This is a genomic window from Pseudomonas syringae group sp. 247E2, assembly GCF_032587795.1.
Lineage (GTDB): Bacteria > Pseudomonadota > Gammaproteobacteria > Pseudomonadales > Pseudomonadaceae > Aquipseudomonas > Aquipseudomonas amygdali.
In genome coordinates this window covers 224,378-246,145 of sequence record NZ_JAWHPK010000015.1, presented here as the reverse complement: position 1 = coordinate 246,145, position 21,768 = coordinate 224,378, and the positions used below count along the sequence as shown (strand labels likewise).

The window sequence follows — 21,768 nt, the reverse complement described above, 5'->3', positions numbered from 1 at the left end:
AATCTAAGATGCACAGCGGGCATAGGTGCCCGAAAGGCCGCATATTCTAAGGAATATCCCGACTTTTGCAAATGTCTTTTTCCGGCGCCTATCGGCATGCCTTCCAGATTTGCGAGGGAGCTGTCGGTATGACAGCAGGTAAAAGCCCGCATAACGCGGGCTGACCGGGGGTCGCCCCCCGTGTGGGACGCGTGCAAAGAAGCTTGCACGCGACGCAATTACATTTTTGGCATGCCGCCGCCGGGGAGCATTCCGCCCATGCCGCGCATCATTTTTGCCATTCCGCCCTTGGCGGAGAACTTCTTCATCATCTTCTGCATCTGTTTATGCTGCTTGATCAGACGCCCGATGTCCTGCACCTGGGTACCCGAGCCCATTGCAATACGGCGCTTGCGCGAGCCGCTGATCAGGTCCGGGTCACGGCGTTCGCCAGGCGTCATCGAGTTGATGATGGCTTCCATCTGCTTGAACTGCTTCTCGGCCGCGCCCTGGGCATTGCCCATCTGCGCAAGATTGACGCCGCCGATACTTGGCAGCTTGTCCATGAGACCGCCAAGGCCACCCATGTTTTTCATCTGTTGCAGTTGATCGCGGAAGTCTTCGAGATCGAAGCCTTTGCCTTTCTTGAGCTTTTTCGCCAGTTTGTCGGCTTTATCCTTGTCGAGGGTCTGTTCAGCCTGCTCGATAAGGCTGAGCACATCGCCCATGCCAAGGATTCGCGAAGCGATACGATCTGGGTGGAACGGCTCCAGCGCCTCGCTCTTCTCACCCATACCGATGAACTTGATCGGCTTGCCGGTAATTGCACGCACCGACAGGGCCGCACCACCGCGAGCATCACCGTCGACCTTGGTGAGGATCACACCGGTCAGCGGCAGTGCATCACCGAAGGCCTTGGCGGTGTTGGCCGCATCCTGACCGGTCATGGCATCGACCACGAACAGCGTTTCAGCTGGCTTGGTCGCAGCATGCAGCGCCTGAATCTCGCCCATCATCTCGACGTCGACGTGCAGACGACCGGCGGTATCGACGATGACCACGTCAATGAACTTGAGCCTGGCTTCTTTAATGGCCGCCAGGGCGATGTCGACCGGCTTCTGGCTGATATCGGAGGCGAAGAACGTCACACCGATGTCGTTGGCCAGGGTTTCAAGCTGCTTGATGGCGGCAGGACGGTAGACGTCGACCGACACAACCATCACGGTCTTCTTCTTGCGCTCTTTAAGGAAGCGCGCCAGCTTGCCAGCGGTGGTGGTTTTACCCGCACCCTGCAGGCCCGCCATGAGGATGACCGCAGGCGGCGTGACATTGAGCACCAGATCTTCGTTGGCAGCGCCCATCAGGCTTTCGAGTTCGGCCTGGACGATCTTCACGAACGCCTGGCCTGGCGTCAGGCTGCGCGACACCTCGGTGCCGACGGCGCGTTCCTTGACGTTGTTGACGAAGTCTTTGACCACCGGCAAGGCGACGTCGGCTTCAAGCAACGCCATACGCACTTCGCGCAAGGTATCTTTGATGTTGTCCTCGTTCAGCTTGGCCTTGCCAGTAACATGGCGCAGCGTCTGCGAGAGGCGGTCAGTCAGGTTTTCAAACATGCGCGATCCTTTCAGGCTCTCGTCGAACCCCGGTTGATGCGGCCCGGCCCGTAATGCAGAAATGGCGCTCGGCGAGCCTGCGGCTTGAGCAGGTCGCGGATTATAGCGAAGACTCCGCCGCACGGACACCACGCAGTCTGCTTCTGTGGTCTTTCGTGATTTGCCGGTTATATGCCAAACTCAACGTCTTTTCAGGCCCGTCCATCAGGATCTATGTCCCCTTTGCCACCCAGCCTGCTTCCCAGCCTCGCCGCCGCCGTTCTGTACGCCGCTGCGACCGTCTATCAGAGCCTGCGCCTGAGCCAGGCCGTCAAGCCCGACAAGCGGCTGCTTTGCCTGCTCGGTACGCTGGCGGTGATCGCACACGCCATCGGTCTGTTTTCCCAACTGACGCATTCCGTCGGCCTGGGTCTGGACTTTTTCAACTCGGCCAGCCTGATCGCCGCGTCAGTGATCGTTGTGACCTTGATCGCCACGTCACGCATTCCGGTGGAAAACCTGCTGGTGCTGCTGTTCCCATTGGGAATGGTGACCGTGCTGCTCGCTCAGTTCGCCCCCAGCGGCACCGTACAGCCGATCATGGAAGAACCCGGCATCCTGAGCCATATACTGCTGTCGCTGCTGGCTTACGGAATGTTCACCATTGCCGTATTCCAGGCGTTGCTGTTGCTGTTGCAGGACTACCGACTCAAGCACAAGCACCCTTCCGGACTGATCAAGAACTTCCCGCCGCTGCAAACCATGGAAAGCCTTTTGTTCGGCTTCCTCTGGGCTGGCTGGACGCTGCTTTCGCTGTCGCTGATTTCCGGCTGGCTGTTCGTTGAAAACCTGTTTGCCCAGCATCTGGTGCACAAGACCCTGCTGGCTTGCCTGGCCTGGGTCGTATTCAGCGTACTGCTGTGGGGGCGCAACCGCCTTGGATGGCGAGGTCACAAAGCCATTCGCTGGACCCTGGGCGGCTTCTGCCTGCTGATGCTCGCCTACTTCGGCAGCAAGCTGGTACGCGAATTCATCCTGCACATCTGACGGGCCCTGATCATGGATAATCTGCCCCTTGGCCCACTGCTTGGCGTCCTCGCCCTCCTTATGCTCTGGGCTGGTCTGCTGACGTCAGTCGAAGCCGCGCACCACCAACTCAAGGCAATGCGCGCCGCCAGCCGTTCGGACAAGGCCGCGCCGCTTCCCGAGCTGGCGTTCAACCTGAACAGCCTGATCCTGGGCAATACGCTGATAAGGGTACTGATCACCGTAATCGCAACACTGATTGCTGCCAATTACTGGCTCTACAACGGCCCGACCGTGGCATGGCTGGGTACCGTGAGCGTCATGCTGGTGTTCGCCGAATACATACCGCGCCGCTTGGCGAACCGTCACCCTGTCTCGACACTGCTACTGGGCAATGGCGTACTGCGCATTCCAATGAAGATCGTCTGGCCGCTGGCCTACGTGTTCAACGTGCTCGCCAAGACGCTGCTGCGCCCGTTTTTGTCACGCCAAGTGCAGCAACAGGAGCAGAACTTTGAAGACGATGTGCAGAAAACCAACCGCCACGACATTGTTCACGAGCATTATCCGCGCGCCAGCGTGCTGTCGGGCATCCGCGCACTGGACAGCATAACGGTCAATGACATCCTGATACCGCGCAACGAGGTGGATGGCGTCAACCTTGATGATCCGATGGAGCTGATCATCGAGCGCCTGATCATTTCACGTCACACACGCCTGCCGGTTTATCACAACGACATAAATCAGGTTCAGGGCGTCATCAATACACGCGACATCAGCCACCTGCTGCCCAAAGGCACACTGACCAAAGAGCAGTTGCTGGCAGTCTGCTACGAGCCTTATTTCGTTCCGGAAAGCACTCCGTTGCAGTTGCAGTTGCTGAATTTCCACAAACAGCAGCGCCGCCTCGGCGTGGTGGTTGATGAGTACGGGGAAGTGCTGGGTATCGTCACCCTTGAAGACATTCTTGAAGAAATCGTCGGCGAATTCGAAAGCGAGCAGCGGCTGGACAACCCCCACGTCAAGCAACAGGAAGACGGACGCCTTGAGGTAGAAGGTGCTGCATCCATTCGCGAACTCAATAAAAGCCTTGGCTGGCACCTGCCTTCGGATGGTCCGAAAACCGTTAACGGGTTGGTTACCGAAGCATTGGAAACCATTCCAGAGGCTCCGGTCTGCCTGAAAATAGGGCCTTACCGGCTGGAAATCCTTGAGACCGAAGACAATCGCGTCAAGCGCGTGGCCATGTGGCAGAACACCCTCGTTCGCACCTTCAAATAGATTTCTGCCTTCAAATAGATCCCGGCGACACCCTTGTCTCTCGACCCATTCGGGTTACTCTGCTCGACGCTTTACCCACAATCACAATAATGAATGCTAGCCGGAGCACGGTCCTTGCCGCCCGGCGAGTCGACAGCCAGGGAATCCGCATGACCAGCACCCCGCTCTCTCGCGAAAATAATACCGAGTCCGTAAAACCGGTGAATTCGGCAACCCGCGTCGCCACAGCCAGTTTTATCGGCACAGCTATCGAGTTCTACGACTTTTACGTTTACGCCACTGCCGCCGCGCTGGTGATAGGTCCGGTGTTTTTCCCGCAGACCTCAGGTACGGCGCAGATGCTGTCGTCATTTCTGACCTTCGGTATCGCCTTTCTCGCACGCCCGCTCGGGTCGGCGCTGTTCGGTCATTTTGGCGACCGGATCGGGCGTAAATCGACCCTGGTGGCGTCGCTGCTGCTGATGGGTATCTGCACCACGCTGATCGGCGTATTGCCCGGTTACGCGACTATCGGCGCGTGGGCACCGATTCTGCTATGTGTACTGCGCTTCGGTCAGGGGCTTGGCCTGGGCGGGGAATGGGGTGGCGCTGCGCTTCTGGCGACCGAGAACGCCCCGAAAGGCAAACGCGCCTGGTTCGGCATGTTTCCACAGTTGGGACCTTCAATCGGTTTTCTGGCCGCCAATGGCCTGTTTCTGGCACTGGCCATGACCCTGAGCGACGAGCAGTTTCGCGCGTGGGGCTGGCGAATCCCGTTTCTGCTCAGCGCCGTGCTGGTCATGGTCGGGCTGTATGTGCGCCTGAAGCTGGAAGAAACTCACGTCTTCGCCAAGGCTATGGCCCGTCACCAACGCGTCAGCCTGCCGATCGTGGAAACCTTCAGCCAGCACTGGAGGCCAATGCTGCTTGGTGCAGCGTCGATGGTCGTCTGTTATGCGCTGTTTTATATCTCGACGGTGTTTTCATTGAGTTACGGCGTGGCCACGTTGGGCTATACCCGTGAAACGTTTCTGGGGCTGTTGTGCTTTGCGGTGCTGTTCATGGCGGCTGCCACGCCATTGGCTGCACTGGCAAGCGACCGCTTCGGGCGCAAGCCGGTACTGATTGTTGGCGGTGTGCTGGCGATTCTGTCAGGTTTCACCATGGAACCACTGTTAACCCACGGCAGCACTTGGGCTGTGGCGTTGTTTCTATGCATCGAGCTGTTTCTGATGGGCATTACGTTTGCCCCCATGGGCGCGCTGCTGCCAGAGCTGTTCCCGACACAGGTTCGCTACACAGGCGCATCGGCGGCGTACAACCTGGGCGGAATCGTCGGCGCGTCGGTTGCCCCCTTCTTCGCCCAGAAACTGGTGGCGATGGGCGGCTTGAGCTGGGTGGGCGGGTATGTATCTGCAGCTGCGCTGATCAGCGTGCTGGCGGTGTTGAGCTTGAAGGAAACTCGGGATAGGGATCTATAAGCCTCAAGCTGCAAGCAAGAGCACCACACTCCTGCTTGTAGCTTGCAGCTGCGCCCTTACAACTTTACGTCTACCGCTTGCGACGCTCGGGTCGCTTTGGCCCGCGCGGCTTCGATGGACTCGTCGCGAGCCAGGGCGACGCCCATGCGGCGTTGACCGTTGACTTCCGGTTTGCCGAACAGACGCAACGCGGTGTCAGGCTCGGCCAGCGCTGCACCGAGGTTGGCGAAAGCGGTCTGAGTGGACTGGCCTTCGACCAGAATCACTGCGGAAGCAGATGGCCCGAACTGGCGGATCAACGGAATCGGCAGGCCGAGAATTGCGCGAGCGTGCAGGGCAAATTGCGACAGGTCCTGAGAAATCAGAGTGACCAGACCGGTGTCGTGCGGGCGTGGCGAGACTTCGCTGAACCACACCTGATCGCCCTTGATGAACAGCTCGACGCCAAACATGCCACGACCACCCAATGCCTCGGTCACTGCCCTTGCAACACGCTCGGACTCCGCCAACGCTACCGGGCTCATGGCCTGCGGCTGCCAGGATTCCTGATAGTCGCCCTTCTCCTGGCGATGGCCAACCGGCGCGCAGAACGTGGTGCCACCGATGTGACGCACGGTCAGCAGGGTGATTTCGTAATCGAAGTCGATGAAACCTTCGACAATGACGCGGCCCTTGCCAGCGCGACCGCCTTCCTGCGCGTAATCCCAGGCTTTCTGCACGTCATCAGCGCTCTTGAGCAGGCTCTGCCCTTTGCCCGACGAACTCATGACCGGCTTGACCACGCAAGGGAAACCGAGGTCTTCGACAGCCTTGCTGTACGCCTCGAAGGTGTCGGCAAAGTGGTAAGGCGAGGTCGGCAGTTTCAGCTCTTCGGCCGCCAGACGACGAATGCCTTCGCGGTTCATGGTCAGTTGCGCGGCGCGCGCGGTCGGAATCACGGTAAAGCCTTCGGCCTCAAGCTCAACCAGGGTTGCGGTGGCGATGGCTTCGATTTCCGGAACGATGAAATCCGGCTTCTCGGCCTCGATGACTGCACGCAACGCAGCACCGTCGAGCATGTTGATCACATGACTGCGATGAGCAACCTGCATCGCGGGCGCGTTCTCATAACGGTCAACAGCGATCACTTCAACGCCAAGGCGCTGCAGCTCGATCACGACTTCCTTGCCCAGTTCGCCGCTGCCGCAGAACAGTACGCGAGTCGCGGTGGGCGACAGTGGAGTTCCGATTTGAGTCATCTCAGGTCCTCGTGAAGCAGATATCGAGGGCTGCCTGCCTTATGCAAGCAACCGCTGTGGAGAAAGGCGCGCAATTTACCACGAAGCCCCGGTAAATGGGCGCTCAGCCCGGACAAGCGTTGTTCCGCGCTCGCCAGGCCATGATCATCCAGACCAGGGTCACGCCGGCGAACTTCGATGCCAGCGCAGTGAGCACGACCGGTGCAGTCAGCGCGTCGATCATGCCGAAGAAGATAAAGGTATCCAGCGGGATGCTGAGTGCCGAGCTGATCCATAACCGCTCACGCAACGGGCGTCTGGTGATGCTGAACACCAGCCAGTCAATGCACTCGGAGACCGCGAACGCAGTGGCGCTGGCCAGGGCAATGGTCGGGTCGCTGGTGACATAAGAAAGCACCAGCGCCACCAGCATGGCGATGATCGCGCCATGACCAAAGCGAATCTGCACCATATCGCGCAACACAAACACCAGACCGCCCCAGGCAGACCAGATGATGTCCAGATGCGGCGCACTGGAGAAGGCGAAGTTGATCAGCACGACACTGCCGATGTAAGCGATCAGGAAAAGCATGGAGGGTTTGGGCCTGTGCAAGCGAGCGGCAATGATAGCAAACGCGGGCAAGGACCGTGCCCAGGCGTAGGCGAAAGCGCTATTTCTGACGAAGATAATGCATCGACTGCACCGGCCTCTTCGCGAACAAGTTCGCTCCCACAACGCCCACGGATAACCTGTGGGAGCGAACTTGTTCGCGAAGGCTATATTCCAAACGCAGCAAATTCTTCTACTGCACCGGCCTCTTTACGAGCAAGTTCGCTCCTGTAAGGCCATGGGAACGTCAGCGTGCCCCGCCCACCGTCCACATCAACCCGCTGGCCCTGGCGCGCTCGTCGCACAGCCCCAGCACGACACGGCGCTCGTCGTTGCTCATCCGGCTCCACCGGGTGATCTCGTTCACGGTTCGCTGGCAACCGGTGCATATGTCCTGCTCATCGAGCGCACAAATGCTCACGCAGGGAGAACGGACCGGCTTTTCAATCGGGGTATCAGTGCTCATCACTCTTCCTGCACAACCAGGTCACGGGCGTAACGCTGGGCATTGTGTACGTAATGGGCGGCGCTGGCTTCCAGCATTTTCTTCTGCACGTCGGTGAGTTCGCGCACCACTTTACCCGGTGACCCCATGACCAGCGACCCGTCGGGAATAACCTTGTTTTCTCCGATCAGCGAATTGGCGCCGATGATGCAGTATTTACCAATTTTCGCCCCGTTGAGGATGACCGCGTTGATGCCGATCAGGCTGTAATCGTCAACGCTGCAGCCATGCAACATCGCGTTATGCCCAATGGTCACACTCTTGCCGATGCTCAGGGGCGAGCCCATGTCGGTGTGCATTACTGTGCCATCCTGCACGTTACTGTTTTCGCCGATATGGATCAGCTCGTTGTCGCCACGCAACACCACGTTGAACCATACACTTGCTCCGGCTTCCAGCCTGACATTACCGATCAGCACCGCATTAGGAGCAACCCAGCTCTGCGGGTCGGTCTGGACACGGGATTCCCCCAGGCGATATTTCATGCAGCTTCCTCAGGCGGGTCGTACTCATGGGTACGGATTGTTATGAACAGCACTTCCTGTCGACAGCACTTCTGCAGCAAGCCACTCAGGTTCAGGTGGTCGAGCGTTCGGGCGGATGATGCAGACTGATTTTGGTGTCGTACAGCACATTGACCAGCTCGACGATCATGATCGCGGTAAGCCCCCAGATCTTGTAACCGCCGTAACGGTAACTGGGCACGTACCAACTGCGGCCTTCGTAATCGATGCGGTGCGTATGTTCACGGGTGTCCTGACGGAAGAACTCCAGCGGTACGCTGAACACCGCCGCGATCTCGCCGTCATTGGGCTGATATTCGACAAAGTCAGGTATGACACCGACATACGGCGTGACTTTGATGCCATGTTTGGAGATGAGCGGGCTTAACGGGCCGACTACTTCGACCAGCCCGGGAGGCAGTCCGATTTCTTCCTCGGCCTCGCGCAGGGCAGTAAAAATCAGGTCCGGGTCGCCTGGATCGCGTCGTCCCCCCGGAAAAGCCACTTCGCCACCATGTGTCGACAGACCACTGGCACGCAAGGTCAAAATCAGCTCGGGTTGCTCACTGCGGGTGACAGGCACCAGAACAGCCGCCTCGGGGAATCGTCGATCCGAGTCGAGGGTTTCGGGCGTATGACTGACTACACGGCGAAGTAGCTCATCCAGCATGGGAAATCTCGATCTGTTGCCTGTCTGGCATCATGCACCAAAGCGAGGTTGCGCCCAACCCCTCGCAAGGCAACTCCTGTCACACAGAGGGTTGCCGAGCCGCAGCACGACAGGCCAAGATAGCGACTGCGTTCACTATCGACTGACCCCATGAAATTTTGCAGCCAGTGCGGCAACCCCGTTATCCAGCGTATTCCCGAAGGCGACAGCCGATTGCGGTATGTCTGCGAGCATTGTCACACCATTCATTACCAGAATCCGAACATCGTGGCGGGCTGTCTGGTGACGCTGGGCGACAAGGTCCTGCTGTGCCGCAGGGCCATAGAACCGCGCCTGGGCTTCTGGACACTGCCGGCAGGTTTTATGGAAAACGGCGAAACCATCGAACAGGCCGCGCGGCGCGAAACCATCGAGGAAGCCTGCGCCACTCTGACCGAGCTGCATCTGTACACGTTGATCGACGTTCCGCATATCAATCAGGTGCATGTGTTCTATCGGGCAGAAATGGCGACTGAGGCGTTTGCGGCAGGAATCGAGAGTCTTGAAGTGCAGTTATTCGACGAAGCCGACATTCCGTGGTCGGACCTGGCTTTCATGACAGTCGGACGTACCCTAGAATACTTCTTCGCGGATCGGCGTCGGCAGGTCTACCCGGTTCATACCAGCGCCCTTCCCCCGTCACGTCCGTTGCTGGACACCTGAAAGTCAGGGTCGCACACAATATCGGCGCTTTTTATAGAAAGAAGCACCTTCAGGGAAATCGTAATGCGCTGGTTGTTCGCCTTCTTTTGCATGTCATTCGTACCGCTTTCGCAGGCTGCGTTTACCCAGACCATCGTGCCCAAGGGCAGCGAACAGAAAATCATCAACAATAAAGTCATCAATACCGAGAGTATTGCCAGCAAGCCGATCGACAAGGTGCTGGTGCTCAAATCGGTTCGCCAGTTGCAACTGATCAGCGGTGGCGAGGCGCTGAAGACCTATCGAATTTCTCTGGGCAAGAACCCCAAGGGCACCAAATTGCAGGAAGGCGACCAACGCACGCCAGAAGGTTTCTACTGGCTCGACTGGCGCAAGCCCAGCAATAACTACAACCTGTCGATGCACATTTCCTACCCGAACATTTCGGACTCGGCACGGGCACGTCGCGAAGGCGTGAAACCGGGCAGCATGATCATGATTCACGGCACGCCGGTGGATGAAGAGTACCCGGAATGGTACTTCCACACGCTGGACTGGACCAACGGATGCATCGCGCTGAAGAACAACGACATGCGGGAGATATGGGATCTGGTGAAAGACGGGACGATGATCGAGATTCGGCCTTGATCATTGCAGCGAGCAGTCAGGATCAGACGCAGAACGTCCAGAACGGCATGCCGACGCGGAGCGTCGCACGATAGCTGTCAATCGTTTACATCGTGGGAGCGTCCGGGCGACGCGCCTAGCTTGCTCGTGAAGAGGCCAGTACAGCCCCTCAGAACTCTTCCAGCCGCCATACTTCGTAAGCAGGCGTTTCGTAGGGATGGCTCTGCTTAAGCGCCAACACAGCTTGCTGAATCAGATCATCAGCCACGACCAGCTCGACCTTCCATTCCTCCACCGATTCGACCACTCCGCTCTGCCCGACAAATGGCTGACTGCCATTCAGCGGGCGGAACTGGCCCTGGCCGAGCACTTGCCATGAACAGTGATCGTAAGCGCCGATTCGCCCTGCACCAGCAGCGAATACAGCGCTCTTGACCTCGTCCACATGACTCGGAGGAACAAAGAAGGCGAGCTTGTACATGCGCCTTAGTTAACCCAGGCCCGTGCGTTGCGGAACATGCGCATCCAGGCAGCGTCCTCGTTCCAGTCCTCGGGACGCCACGAGTTCTGCACCGCGCGGAACACGCGTTCCGGGTGCGGCATCATGATCGTCACGCGACCGTCCAGGGTGGTCATGCCGCCGATGCCGCGCGGCGAACCGTTCGGGTTGGCCGGGTAGGTTTCAGTGACCTTGCCGTGGTTATCGACGAAGCGCAGTGCCACAGTACCGGACACGTCCGCCTCAAGCAGCGCGTCGTCATTGCGGAACTCTGCGTGACCTTCACCGTGAGCGATGGCGATTGGCATGCGCGAACCGGCCATGCCTTGCAGGAAGATCGATGCCGACTCCTGAACCTGAACCATTGCCACGCGCGCTTCGAACTGCTCGGAGCGGTTACGCACGAAATGGGGCCAGAACTCGCTGCCCGGAATCAGCTCGTGCAGGTTGGACAGCATCTGGCAACCGTTGCACACACCCAGCGTGAAGCTGTCGGCACGCTCGAAGAAGCCCTGGAACGCATCGCGGGCGCGGCTATTGAACAGTGCCGACTTGGCCCAGCCTTCACCGGCACCCAGCACATCGCCATAGGAGAAGCCGCCACAGGCAACCATGCCCTTGAAGTCGTTCAAGTCGACACGACCGGCAAGGATGTCGCTCATGTGCACGTCAATCGCATTGAAGCCTGCGCGATCAAAGGCTGCCGCCATCTCGACCTGACCGTTGACACCCTGCTCGCGCAGCACGGCAACCTGAGGGCGGACGCCCGTCTTGATGTACGGCGCAGCGATGTCTTCGTTAACGTCGAAGCCCAGTTTGACGGTCAGGCCCGGATTGTCTTCTTCCAGCAGCGCATCGAATTCCTGATCAGCGCATTCAGCGTTATCGCGAAGGCGCTGGATCTGGTAGCTGGTCTCGGCCCACTGACGTTGCAGCAGACGGCGCTGGCCGCTGAAGACCGGCTCGCCATGGAAACTGATCGAGACTTCGTCGTTGTTGATCGGCTGACCGATCACCGCAACGCAATCTTCCAGACCGGCAGCGCTGAATTGCGCCAGCACCAGCGGAGTCGCGTCCTGACGCACCTGGATGACCGCGCCGAGCTCTTCGTTGAAGAGGATCGCGCTTAGCTCGGAAACGTTGTCGGCCACACCGTCGAGGTGCAGGTTCAGGCCGCAGTGACCGGCAAAGGCCATTTCCAGCGTACTGACCAGCAGACCACCGTCGGAACGGTCGTGATAGGAGAGGATATGACCGTCTGAATTGAGGCCCTGAATCACGGCGAAGAAGGCTTTGAGGTCTTCAGCGTCATCGACGTCTGGTGCCACACGACCCAATTTGCCGTGAGTCTGGGCGAGAATAGAAGCGCCCATGCGGTTCTGGCCACGGCCCAGATCGATCAGGATCAGGTCAGTGATGCCTTTATCCATGCGCAATTCAGGCGTCAGGGTCTGACGAATGTCGACCACTGGCGCAAAGCCGGTCACGATCAACGACAGCGGCGAAGTCACGCTCTTCTCAGTGCCCTCATCGCTCCAGCGGGTTTTCATGGACATCGAGTCCTTGCCCACCGGAATGGTAATACCCAGCTCCGGACACAGCTCCATGCCCACCGCTTTCACGGTGTCATAAAGACGCGCGTCTTCTCCGGGATGACCGGCAGCCGACATCCAGTTGGCCGACAGCTTGATGTCAGACAGCTTTTCAATACGTGAGGCCGCAATGTTGGTCAGCGTTTCGCCGATCGCCATGCGGCCCGACGCCGGAGCATCCAGAAGAGCCAGCGGCGTGCGCTCGCCCATTGCCATGGCTTCGCCCGTGTTGACGTCGAAGCTGGTCGCGGTCACTGCGCAGTCAGCCACAGGCACCTGCCACGGGCCGACCATCTGATCGCGAGCGACCAGACCGGTAATGCTGCGGTCACCAATGGTGATCAGGAAGCTTTTGCTGGCAACTGCCGGGTGACGCAGTACGCGTTGCACGCTTTCTTCGATATCCAGCGTGCTCGGGTCGAAATCATCGCCGATCTCGGCTTCGCGCTCGACCGAACGGTGCATGCGCGGCGCCTTGCCCAGCAACACTTCCAGCGGCATGTCCACCGGGCTGTTGCCGAAATGGCTGTCAGTCACGGTCAGTTGCGGCTCGGCAGTGGCCTCGCCGACAACCGCAAACGGGCAGCGCTCGCGCTCGCAGATGGCCTTGAAACGGTCGAAATCTTCGACGCCGACGGCCAGCACGTAACGCTCCTGGGATTCGTTGCTCCAGATTTCCAGCGGGGCCATGCCCGGCTCGTCGTTGGGCACGTTACGCAGTTCGAAACGCCCACCACGATCGCCATCGTTGACCAGTTCGGGGAAGGCGTTGGACAGGCCACCGGCGCCGACGTCATGGATGAAGCTGATCGGGTTACGGTCGCCCAGCTGCCAGCAGCGGTCGATCACTTCCTGACAGCGACGCTCCATCTCAGGGTTTTCACGCTGAACCGAAGCGAAATCCAGGTCGGCAGAACTTGTACCGGTCGCCATCGAAGACGCCGCGCCGCCGCCCAGGCCGATCAGCATTGCCGGGCCACCCAGTACGATCAGCTTGGAACCCACGGTGATCTCGCCCTTCTGGACGTGATCTTCGCGGATGTTGCCCATACCGCCAGCCAGCATGATCGGCTTGTGATAACCACGAACCTCATCGCCGTGCGGCGTGGTAATGGACTGCTCAAAGGTACGGAAGTAGCCGGTCAGCGCCGGACGGCCGAACTCGTTGTTGAACGCCGCGCCACCCAGCGGGCCTTCGATCATGATGTCCAGCGCGGTGACGATGCGCTCGGGCTTGCCGTATGGCACTTCCCAAGGTTGCACGAAACCGGGAATCTGCAGGTTGGACACGGTGAAACCGGTCAGACCTGCCTTGGGCTTGGCACCGCGACCGGTTGCACCTTCGTCGCGAATCTCGCCGCCGGAACCGGTCGCTGCGCCAGGAAACGGCGCAATGGCAGTCGGGTGGTTGTGAGTTTCGACCTTCATCAGAATATGCACCGGCTCCTGCACCGCGCCGTACTGGCGGGTTTCCGGGTCCGGGAAGAAGCGGCCGGCAACGTTGCCGACGATCACCGAAGCGTTGTCCTTGTAGGCGGACAGCACGCCTTCGCTGTGCATCTGATAGGTGTTCTTGATCATGCCGAACAGGCTTTTTTCCTGGCTCTGGCCGTCGATATCCCAACTGGCGTTGAAAATCTTGTGACGGCAGTGCTCGGAGTTTGCCTGGGCAAACATCATCAGCTCGATGTCGTGCGGGTTGCGCCCGAGACCGTTGAAGCTGGTGATCAGGTAATCGATTTCATCTTCAGCGAGGGCCAGGCCCAGTTCGACGTTGGCTTTTTCCAGCGCCGCGCGACCGCCACCCAGAATGTCCACCGCGGTCAGCGGTTTGGGCTGGGCGTGGCTGAACAGGTTAGCGGCCTGCTCGTGATCGCCCAACACCAGTTGCGTCATGCGGTCGTGCAGGCTGTCGGCGATTGCCTGAGCCTGGGCCTCACTGAACTGACCTTCTACATAGAAGGCAATCCCGCGCTCGATGCGCTGGATTTTCGTCAGGCCGCAATTGCGGGCGATGTCGCTGGCCTTGCTCGACCAAGGTGAAATGGTGCCAAAACGCGGCAACACCAGAAACAGACGGCCGCTCGGCTCTTGAACCGGCACGCTGGGGCCGTATTTCAGGAGACGGTCGAGAACCTGCTGTTCTTCGCTGGTAAGAACGTCGTTGACGTCCGCGAAGTGGGCGAATTCGGCGTACAAGCCACTGACAGCTGAAACTTTTTGTTTCAGTTGTTCTAGTAATTTGCTGTGGCGGAAGGCAGAAAGGGCAGGAGCACCGCGCAGGATCAACATCTTCGGGACAGCCTCGAGAAGGGGGTGTGCTTTGAGGCCGCACATTCTAGCCTAAAGCGGGCCTTTGATCACCCAAAACGGCGGCATCGGGTGCGCCCGAATGTCGCTCCAGGCAAAAAAAGTCTGAAAATGCCTGTAAAACCCCCTCGCCTATCAGACGCAGGCGTCACTGTCGAGATATGGCGCCCGGTGCGCTTTGCGTATACTGCACCGATGTTCTTCAGACCAGATTTCCGCCCACGTTGCGCCAAGTGGCTCATCGCAACCGGACTCTTCCTGATGCTCGGCGCCTGTGTGGAGAAACCCACCACACTGGAGCGAGTCAAGGAGGACGGCGTGCTGCGGGTGATCACCCGTAACAGCCCGGCGACTTATTTTCAGGATCGCAACGGCGAAACCGGCTTCGAATACGAGCTGGTCAAGCGTTTCGCCGATGATCTGGGCGTCGAACTGAAGATCGAAACGGCCGACAATCTGGACGATCTGTTCGACCAGATGAACAAACCGGGCGGCCCGGTCCTGGGTGCTGCGGGTCTGATCGAGACGCCAAAGCGCAAGCAACAGGCGCGTTTCTCGCACTCTTATCTGGAAGTGACCCCTCAGGTTGTCTACCGCAACGGCCAGTCGCGTCCCACCGACCCGGGCGACCTGGTGGGTAAACGTATCGTGGTCCTGAAAGGTAGCGCGCATGCCGAGCAGCTTGCGGCACTCAAGGCGCAGAATCCCGGCCTTGAATATGAAGAGTCGGACGCGGTCGAGGTCGTCGATCTCCTGCGTATGGTCGATGAAGGCCAGATTGACCTGACGCTGGTCGACTCCAACGAGCTGGCGATGAACCAGGTGTACTTTCCCAACGTGCGTGTAGCCTTCGACCTGGGCGAAGCCCGCGAACAACGCTGGGTGGTTGCACCGGGCGAAGACAACAGCCTGCTCAACGAAATCAACGCGTACCTCGATAAGGTCGAGAAGAATGGCACGCTGCAACGTCTGAAGGACCGTTACTACGGCCACGTCGATGTACTTGGCTACGTTGGCGCCTATACCTTTGCCCAGCATTTGCAGGAACGCCTGCCCAAATACGAGAAACACTTTCAGACATCGGCCAAGAAAGAACAGGTCGACTGGAGATTGCTGGCCGCCATCGGCTATCAGGAATCAATGTGGCAACCGGCCGTTACCTCGAAAACCGGTGTGCGCGGCCTGATGATGCTGACCCAGAACACCGCTCAGGCGATGGGCGTGACCAACAGGCTCGACGCGAGACAGAGCATTCAGGGCGGGGCAAAGTATTTTGCCTATGTAAAGGATCAGCTGGACGACTCGATTAAAGAGCCAGATCGCACTTGGCTAGCTCTCGCGTCCTACAACATTGGCAGCGGTCACCTCGAAGATGCGCGCAAATTGGCCCAGAACGAGGGGCTGAATCCTGATAAATGGCTGGACGTGAAAAAAATGCTGCCGCGTCTGGCACAGAAGAAGTGGTACAGCAAAACGCGTTACGGCTACGCCCGAGGCGGCGAGCCGGTGCATTTCGTTGCCAACATTCGTCGTTATTACGACATTCTGACCTGGGTCACGCAGCCTCAGCTCGAGGGCAGCCAGGTCGCCGATGGCAACCTGCATGTTCCAGGTGTCGACAAGACCCAACCACCTGCGCCGCCTGCACCTGCTTCAGGCAGTAGCCCCGACAAGCCTGCGCTCTAGACGCCGCCCTGGTTTTTATCTGCATCCTTGGCAGCCCGGCGCATTCTGAAAAACTCACTCAGCATTGCCCCGCATTCCTCGCTCAATACCCCGCCCTCAAACAGCACGCGGTGATTGAGAAAGCCCTGACTGAAGAATTGCCCTTGGCTTTGAACGATGCCTGCCTTGGGCTCAAGCGCGCCGTAAACCACGCGCGCCACCCGCGAATGCACGATCAACCCGGCGCACATGCTGCATGGTTCCAGCGTCACGTAAAGCGTACTGCCTGGCAGCCGATAATTGTCCAGCGCCCTGGCGGCATCACGAATAGCGACCATTTCGGCATGCGCACTGGGGTCGCTTGCGCTGATCGGGCAATTGTAACCACGACCAATGATCTCGCCGTTCTGCACCACGACTGCACCGACGGGCACTTCGCCCAGCAATGCGCCTTCCGCGGCGAGCGCCAGTGCCTCGCGCATGAAGTCCTGATCCTTGCTGCGGTCGATGATTTGCGGCTGACGCATCACGACACCTCGATGGCGGCCATGAGACCAGTTTCCATGTGATCGATCACATGGCAGTGGAACATCCACACACCGGGGTTATCCGCCACCAGCGCGACCCGCGCCCGCTCGTTGCGGCCCAGTAAGAACGTGTCGGTAAAGTACGGGATGATCTTGCGCCGATTGGACGCGATCACCTTGAAACTCATGCCGTGCAAGTGAATCGGGTGTTGATACTGAGTCATGTTCTTCAATTCAAAGATGTAGCTCTTGCCCAACTTCAATTTGGCGATAGGCCGGTCGGCGCAAGTCTTGTCGGTAATGTCCCACGCTTCGCCGTTGATCTGCCACAAGCTGGGCGGCTTGCCGTTGTCGGTGTTGACCGACATTGAGCCCACCCATTCGAAGTTGAAATTGATCTTCTCGGCGTTATCCATATCCGGCTCGGCCACCGGATTGGCCGGCAGCTCAGGTGGCCATTGGCCGGGCGCTTCGTTATTGGCGACTGACCGAAATGTCCCCAGACGCACCGGGCCGTTACGCAATGAAATTTCCTCACCCGCAGGCGGTGCCTTGATTGCCAGACAGATGCGCATGCCCGGCCCCAGCCAGTACTCGTCGCCAAACGGCCGCGGCGTGACCGGGTTGCCATCCAGTGCATAAATCTGCGCCTCGGCGTCCGGCAGGTTGAGGCGATAGGTGACGGTATTATCGAGGTTGAGCAAGCGCACGCGGGTAATCTGCCCAGCAGGCAATTCAATGACCGCCTGCGGAACACCATTCAATGTCGAAAGCCGACCCGCCGTACCTTCACGCGCCGCCTCACGCAGCACGCTGAACTCGGTAAACGCGCCAACTTCATCCACATGCCAGCTTTTCAGGCTGACCGTGCGCTCATGGGCGAAACCGGTGGGCTCGCGCTCTTCAACGATCAGCGGCCCGACCAACCCGCGGCCCAGCTCTTCACTGCTGCTGACGTGCGGGTGATACCAATAGCTACCGGCATCCGGCACACGGAATTTGTAATCGAAATATTCGCCCGGCTTCACTGGCAACTGAGAAACGTATGGCACGCCGTCCATCTCCAGCGGCAAGCGGATGCCATGCCAGTGAATGGTCGTCTCGACCGGTAACTGATTGATGAAGCGCAACCGCAGCCACTCACCCTGCCGCACCCGCAATTCGGTGCCCGGCGCAGAACCGCCAAACGCCCAGGCAGGTGTCTTGTGGCCAGGGACCAACTCTATATCCAGTGGCGCGGCGATCAGCACGAAGTCCGAACCCGCTTGCGACTCACGACGCCCCATCCAGTAACGCGAAGCACCACCCGCGCCAAGGCCGACTACAGCAAGACCGGCGATGCCTGTGAGGATCTGACGACGGGTAAAGGACATGAACGGCGGGACCTCGAAAACGACGACTGAGCGCATCTGCGAGCAAATGCGAGGGGCGAATACGATACACCTGCATTTGCGTAAAGATAAGGGTGGATACCACGAACTGAAGTTGAGGCGTAAAAAAGCCGGGCAAGGCAGTGACGCCCGCTCCGGCTTTTTGCATCAATTAACCGCGCTACGACTGACTAACCCGCTCCAGCCATTCGATATATGCCGGCTCTGCATCAGGCGGTACATTGGCGCGGTGACCCTGCAACTCTGCCTGCATGCCAAACCCTTTCCATATCAGCGGTGCGAGGCGCGATGCCGGGCTGTTCGCCCGTTCCAGTTCGCTCAGCACTTGCAGGCTTCGTTGCTTGTGCTCGGCCACTGTATCCGACTTGTAATCGAAAGCCTTTCCCAACCCGGAGAGGTACATCAGTTTTGCGGTTTCTATCTCAGGCCACTGGAGCGCCATATTCAGGGGCCATTCGAGCATCGCGCGTTCGCCCCACATCGACGACTTGGGTAAATGGTCGTTCGCAAGCAACGTCAGCATGAATGATTGGCCCAACTGGGTCAGATACACCGGCAGGACTTCAGCGTCAGGCTGCCGGTAAAACACATCCAGTGGCTGCTCACGCTTGAGTCCGATGCCGGCCAGCAAGCGCTGTTGAAGATCAAGTACCAGCGCGCCAAGTTCCGCCTTGCCTGCACTGCCGTTTTCAACGGTTTGCCGGGTGCGGGTCGTGCAATTCCATAGGCTCAGTGAAATCCGCCACTGGGCCTGATCGCCCTCACCCGAACACCCCACCTCGCCCGTCACGAAATACTTCGTCGTTGGCGGGACGATATCGAACAATGTGTTGCCGTCGACCTCAACCCCCGATACAACCGGCCCCGCACCCTCCGCGACCTGGACATAACAATTGGCTGCATAGTCATTCCAGTAGTGAACCGACTCAGCCATGTAAAGAGGGATGGCACGCGTATAGCGCCCGATATCATCCTCGCGCTGCGATTCGGCAGGTTCTGCTTTCTCCATGATTTTGGACAAGGCGAAGAAACCGATTTCTGGCGCACCTTCCGGTTTTTGCGCGAAGAGCCAGTCAGCATTGCGCAAACCGTAGTGCCAGACCGGCTTGGTAAGCGCCACGGTATTGATCGTCACGCTGGCAGGATCAATCGGAACGCCTTTGTCTTCCTGCCTGCGCACGTCCTCGAAAGCGTGCGCAAACTGGTCAAGGTGACTTTTGATTGGCGCAAAGCCGAGGGCATACAAGCGCGTAAGCAAGGCCTCGCCTTCATCCACCCTGCCCAGCTCCTGATAGGCACGCAGCAAGTTGAGACCTGCCGTCGAATCATGTTTGTGCTCATCGTAAGCAGGCCCGACAAGCTCGACGATCAGCGGGATGTGGCCATTGTTGCCCAGATCCCCCGAGATCATCTGCAGCGCGCTTCGGTCGAACTGGCCACCTGCCAACACTTCTTCATACAGCACGCGCGCCTGCGCGACGTTGCGCTGTTGCAGGTAATGCCGCGCCATCCACAACTGCGCACGCCAACTGCCCGGCAACGCCGCTACTGTGTGAAGAGCAGCGAGATAGGCCGCCTCGCCGCCCCGCTCCTGCTGAATGCTCAGCCACCACATCACACCATTCTCTTGATTCGGGTCGGCTTCAACCGCCTGCCATAGCGTTGCCTCTGCAACTGATTGATCGCCACGCTCGGCAAACACCTTGGCCAGATTGGTCAGAATGATTCCCGACACACCGACTTTAGCCATCCCGGCCCGCAGAGTGGCTTCAGCAGCATCAAGCTGAGCGTTGTGCATCAGCACGATGCCGTTCACCACATGACTGCGCTCGGGATTAGCGTCGATCTCGACCAGTCGTTCGGCTGCTGGCATGAGGTCAGTCGCAAATCCATCGTTCAGGCCCGAAACAATGAGGTTGTAGAGCTCGTCAGCATCACCCCAGTGCTGCTTCAGATTGGGCAGGAACACCTGCTCGCGCCACTCGGCCCGAGTGATCTTTATCTCGCGTCCGTAACTGTCGTAGGCAGTGATCAACTCGCCGTCGTGGGCTTCTGGCGACGTCGTATCAGCAGGCGCGTTATCTGTTGAAGCTTGAGGTTTCTTGCCGCTGAGAGCGGACAGAATGCGTTTGAACATGAGTGGAGTCGCCGCGGTTTGGGGTTAATGGGCAAGTGGCTTCAGGTCATAACGTGTGCGGAGGGCCAGCGTGTACATTCGCCACTGGTGATATTGTGGCGTTTGAACTTGGTCAGGCTGGTACCCCGGGGAGCAGCCGCCATAGCCTAGGACATTTACAGCGGCCGGCCTGCTCACGCAACACACCATGTCCAGAGTAGGCCAAGACTAAACACTGGATGACACAAGAAAGGATTACCGGCCGAGATGAGCACTATTTACGATCCCGACGCACGAACGGTCAGGCAAGTATCGACAGCGATATTCTTGCTCACCGGGACCTTTGGCGTCATGGGTCCAGTGAGCTTTTCAGGTGGCTGGTGGATTTACGGCTGCATCTGGTTACAGCGCGGGTTTCTTTTCTAGTAGACCCTTCACAGCGCTATGCGAAGGGTCTGTGCGTGATCAGTCTCGCACGAGCTTCAGCAGTCCGCCGTCATACCAGGAAAGAGCTAACGACCCGTCCTGTGCCAGGAAAAATGCCGGAGTTTCTTTATCAAAAGGACCCCAGCTCCCAGATTTGCATTCAACGCTATAGCGCACAGCTTTTTCGATGCCAAGCTTATGGAGTTGCGGCTCCAGTTCAGCTCCACTCATCGCCGGAAGCTTATGAAAACCGGGCCCCTTGCACACATCTTCCGTCGAGTCTGTGGACGCTTTCCATGCAAGCTGGTCGTGATTGAAGCTGAGACGTCGCCCCATAAAGCTCGGATCATCATCCACCAGTGCCTGCACGCCCGAGTCTGATACCGCTACACCTGCAACATGCCAACTACCGTAAAGCACGCTTTCTCTAGGCTGATCGTGCTTTGCAGCATCCATATTCGCTGCGCATCCTGTCAGCGACAATATGATCAGAAAGGATGAACTGTAAGGAAATCGGGATTTCATGAATGGGATCCTTGGTTTTTGCGGATGCGGATATCGATTCTTTTTGCTGGATGCCCCGGCGTTGAAGTTAGGGGCTTGGGGTGCCTTTGAGCGGATTTTCCGTAACGATTTTCCTTGAACTTCAGATCAGTTTCAAATGAGCTGCTTTGGGGTCAATTGGTGGCGATAGGAGATGTCGTACGGCAGAACGAACTCAAATCCCAGACGACGGACTTCATCCTTGGGCAGCTCGCGCAGACAAAAGGGGGGATAAGCACGAACAACCAGAGCGAAATTTCGCGGTTGCACAGGTTGTGCTTTCAAGAAACAAATGATAAATGTCTGTAGGTAAGGCAATTTGATATCAATTGGAGAAACAGGGATGTCCGACAAGAATTTCCGAGTAACGTTTACTCGCGGCACGAGCTCCTCAGTAATCACAACAACCGTGCGGGCCAGCAGTGCGAGTCAGGCTAAGGAAAAAATCAAAGAGAGAGAGCGTGGTCAGGCGAAGATAATTTCCGCAGTTGAGAACTGATCACAAATCATACTACGTGTAAAACAGGCCCAATTCGCCGCCGTGA

The 21,768-nt window shown here is 58.5% G+C and carries 17 protein-coding genes and 1 pseudogene; 6 read left to right on the top strand and 12 right to left on the bottom strand.

Annotated features, from left to right (window positions below; all coding sequences use genetic code 11):
• Positions 1–218: 218 nt before the first annotated feature.
• A complete protein-coding gene (ffh, locus tag RYC18_RS16320; protein ID WP_005732467.1) occupies positions 219–1,595 on the bottom strand; it encodes a signal recognition particle protein in 1,377 nt (458 codons plus the stop codon).
• 213 nt (positions 1,596–1,808) lie between these two features.
• On the opposite strand from ffh, the gene RYC18_RS16315 reads away from it, so the two are divergent.
• The 3 genes from RYC18_RS16315 to RYC18_RS16305 all read left to right on the top strand — a co-directional run bounded on the left by RYC18_RS16315 (position 1,809) and on the right by RYC18_RS16305 (position 5,341).
• The gene (locus RYC18_RS16315) at positions 1,809–2,621 is read left to right on the top strand and encodes an inner membrane protein YpjD (RefSeq protein WP_002552519.1); all 813 of its coding nucleotides are present in this window, start codon (positions 1,809–1,811) and stop codon (positions 2,619–2,621) included.
• A gap of 12 nt (positions 2,622–2,633) precedes the next feature.
• On the top strand, positions 2,634–3,881 hold the full coding sequence (locus tag RYC18_RS16310) for a CNNM domain-containing protein (protein ID WP_316886493.1): 1,248 nt from the start codon (positions 2,634–2,636) through the stop codon (positions 3,879–3,881).
• A gap of 149 nt (positions 3,882–4,030) precedes the next feature.
• Positions 4,031–5,341, top strand: a complete 1,311-nt coding sequence (locus RYC18_RS16305) for an MFS transporter (protein WP_316886492.1) — start codon at positions 4,031–4,033, stop codon at positions 5,339–5,341.
• Positions 5,342–5,397: 56 nt separating this feature from the next.
• On the opposite strand, the gene purT is transcribed toward RYC18_RS16305, so the two are convergent.
• From purT to RYC18_RS16280, 5 genes are all read right to left on the bottom strand, one after another.
• The gene (purT, locus tag RYC18_RS16300; protein ID WP_002552516.1) at positions 5,398–6,579 is read right to left on the bottom strand and encodes a formate-dependent phosphoribosylglycinamide formyltransferase; all 1,182 of its coding nucleotides are present in this window, start codon (positions 6,577–6,579) and stop codon (positions 5,398–5,400) included.
• Between the two features lie 103 nt (positions 6,580–6,682).
• Positions 6,683–7,150 (bottom strand): preQ0 transporter, encoded by a 468-nt coding sequence (locus tag RYC18_RS16295; RefSeq protein ID WP_316886491.1) that lies wholly within the window; start codon positions 7,148–7,150, stop codon positions 6,683–6,685.
• A 265-nt stretch (positions 7,151–7,415) separates the two neighbouring features.
• Positions 7,416–7,634: a DUF1289 domain-containing protein gene (locus RYC18_RS16290; RefSeq protein ID WP_004656331.1), complete on the bottom strand. Its 219-nt coding sequence runs from the start codon at positions 7,632–7,634 to the stop codon at positions 7,416–7,418.
• A complete protein-coding gene (locus RYC18_RS16285) occupies positions 7,634–8,158 on the bottom strand; it encodes a gamma carbonic anhydrase family protein (protein WP_004656329.1) in 525 nt (174 codons plus the stop codon). Before RYC18_RS16285 ends, RYC18_RS16290 begins: the two co-directional genes overlap by 1 nt.
• A 91-nt stretch (positions 8,159–8,249) precedes the next feature.
• Positions 8,250–8,846: a CoA pyrophosphatase gene (locus RYC18_RS16280; RefSeq protein ID WP_005732461.1), complete on the bottom strand. Its 597-nt coding sequence runs from the start codon at positions 8,844–8,846 to the stop codon at positions 8,250–8,252.
• A 150-nt stretch (positions 8,847–8,996) separates the two neighbouring features.
• Here RYC18_RS16280 and RYC18_RS16275 point away from each other — a divergent pair, with 150 nt between their 5' ends.
• Both RYC18_RS16275 and RYC18_RS16270 read left to right on the top strand, forming a co-directional pair.
• Positions 8,997–9,548: an NUDIX hydrolase gene (locus RYC18_RS16275; RefSeq protein ID WP_002552512.1), complete on the top strand. Its 552-nt coding sequence runs from the start codon at positions 8,997–8,999 to the stop codon at positions 9,546–9,548.
• Between the two features lie 204 nt (positions 9,549–9,752).
• Positions 9,753–10,175: pseudogene (locus tag RYC18_RS16270) on the top strand (L,D-transpeptidase family protein); the annotation flags it as partial.
• 148 nt (positions 10,176–10,323) lie between these two features.
• On the opposite strand, the gene RYC18_RS16265 reads toward RYC18_RS16270, so the two are convergent.
• Both RYC18_RS16265 and purL read right to left on the bottom strand, forming a co-directional pair.
• On the bottom strand, positions 10,324–10,635 hold the full coding sequence (locus RYC18_RS16265) for a YqfO family protein (RefSeq protein WP_004656323.1): 312 nt from the start codon (positions 10,633–10,635) through the stop codon (positions 10,324–10,326).
• 5 nt (positions 10,636–10,640) lie between these two features.
• Positions 10,641–14,537: a phosphoribosylformylglycinamidine synthase gene (gene purL / locus RYC18_RS16260; protein ID WP_316886490.1), complete on the bottom strand. Its 3,897-nt coding sequence runs from the start codon at positions 14,535–14,537 to the stop codon at positions 10,641–10,643.
• A 213-nt stretch (positions 14,538–14,750) separates the two neighbouring features.
• Between purL and mltF the strand changes: the two genes are divergently transcribed.
• Positions 14,751–16,241, top strand: coding sequence for a membrane-bound lytic murein transglycosylase MltF (mltF, locus tag RYC18_RS16255; RefSeq protein WP_002552508.1), 1,491 nt, complete (start codon positions 14,751–14,753; stop codon positions 16,239–16,241).
• Here mltF and tadA read toward each other — a convergent pair.
• The 4 genes from tadA to RYC18_RS16235 all read right to left on the bottom strand — a co-directional run bounded on the left by tadA (position 16,238) and on the right by RYC18_RS16235 (position 21,205).
• Positions 16,238–16,747, bottom strand: coding sequence for a tRNA adenosine(34) deaminase TadA (gene tadA, locus RYC18_RS16250; RefSeq protein WP_316886489.1), 510 nt, complete (start codon positions 16,745–16,747; stop codon positions 16,238–16,240). The genes mltF and tadA overlap by 4 nt on opposite strands.
• A complete protein-coding gene (locus tag RYC18_RS16245) occupies positions 16,747–18,120 on the bottom strand; it encodes a multicopper oxidase family protein (protein WP_316886488.1) in 1,374 nt (457 codons plus the stop codon). The genes tadA and RYC18_RS16245 overlap by 1 nt, the downstream gene beginning before the upstream one ends.
• Before the next feature lie 178 nt (positions 18,121–18,298).
• The gene (locus RYC18_RS16240; protein WP_316886487.1) at positions 18,299–20,275 is read right to left on the bottom strand and encodes a tetratricopeptide repeat protein; all 1,977 of its coding nucleotides are present in this window, start codon (positions 20,273–20,275) and stop codon (positions 18,299–18,301) included.
• Between the two features lie 444 nt (positions 20,276–20,719).
• Positions 20,720–21,205 carry a hypothetical protein gene (locus tag RYC18_RS16235; protein WP_316886486.1) on the bottom strand — a complete coding sequence of 162 codons (486 nt, stop codon included), beginning with the start codon at positions 21,203–21,205 and terminating at the stop codon, positions 20,720–20,722.
• Positions 21,206–21,768 lie beyond the last annotated feature (563 nt).

What these genes read in the sequence shown, in the direction of transcription:
- ffh (WP_005732467.1), bottom strand. Translation starts at nt 1,595, where the DNA reads ATGTTTGAAAACCTGACTGACCGCCTCTCGCAGACGCTGCGCCATGTT.
- RYC18_RS16315 (WP_002552519.1), top strand. Translation starts at nt 1,809, where the DNA reads ATGTCCCCTTTGCCACCCAGCCTGCTTCCCAGCCTCGCCGCCGCCGTT.
- RYC18_RS16310 (WP_316886493.1), top strand. Translation starts at nt 2,634, where the DNA reads ATGGATAATCTGCCCCTTGGCCCACTGCTTGGCGTCCTCGCCCTCCTT.
- RYC18_RS16305 (WP_316886492.1), top strand. Translation starts at nt 4,031, where the DNA reads ATGACCAGCACCCCGCTCTCTCGCGAAAATAATACCGAGTCCGTAAAA.
- purT (WP_002552516.1), bottom strand. Translation starts at nt 6,579, where the DNA reads ATGACTCAAATCGGAACTCCACTGTCGCCCACCGCGACTCGCGTACTG.
- RYC18_RS16295 (WP_316886491.1), bottom strand. Translation starts at nt 7,150, where the DNA reads ATGCTTTTCCTGATCGCTTACATCGGCAGTGTCGTGCTGATCAACTTC.
- RYC18_RS16290 (WP_004656331.1), bottom strand. Translation starts at nt 7,634, where the DNA reads ATGAGCACTGATACCCCGATTGAAAAGCCGGTCCGTTCTCCCTGCGTG.
- RYC18_RS16285 (WP_004656329.1), bottom strand. Translation starts at nt 8,158, where the DNA reads ATGAAATATCGCCTGGGGGAATCCCGTGTCCAGACCGACCCGCAGAGC.
- RYC18_RS16280 (WP_005732461.1), bottom strand. Translation starts at nt 8,846, where the DNA reads ATGCTGGATGAGCTACTTCGCCGTGTAGTCAGTCATACGCCCGAAACC.
- RYC18_RS16275 (WP_002552512.1), top strand. Translation starts at nt 8,997, where the DNA reads ATGAAATTTTGCAGCCAGTGCGGCAACCCCGTTATCCAGCGTATTCCC.
- RYC18_RS16265 (WP_004656323.1), bottom strand. Translation starts at nt 10,635, where the DNA reads ATGTACAAGCTCGCCTTCTTTGTTCCTCCGAGTCATGTGGACGAGGTC.
- purL (WP_316886490.1), bottom strand. Translation starts at nt 14,537, where the DNA reads ATGTTGATCCTGCGCGGTGCTCCTGCCCTTTCTGCCTTCCGCCACAGC.
- mltF (WP_002552508.1), top strand. Translation starts at nt 14,751, where the DNA reads ATGTTCTTCAGACCAGATTTCCGCCCACGTTGCGCCAAGTGGCTCATC.
- tadA (WP_316886489.1), bottom strand. Translation starts at nt 16,747, where the DNA reads ATGCGTCAGCCGCAAATCATCGACCGCAGCAAGGATCAGGACTTCATG.
- RYC18_RS16245 (WP_316886488.1), bottom strand. Translation starts at nt 18,120, where the DNA reads ATGTCCTTTACCCGTCGTCAGATCCTCACAGGCATCGCCGGTCTTGCT.
- RYC18_RS16240 (WP_316886487.1), bottom strand. Translation starts at nt 20,275, where the DNA reads ATGTTCAAACGCATTCTGTCCGCTCTCAGCGGCAAGAAACCTCAAGCT.
- RYC18_RS16235 (WP_316886486.1), bottom strand. Translation starts at nt 21,205, where the DNA reads ATGAAATCCCGATTTCCTTACAGTTCATCCTTTCTGATCATATTGTCG.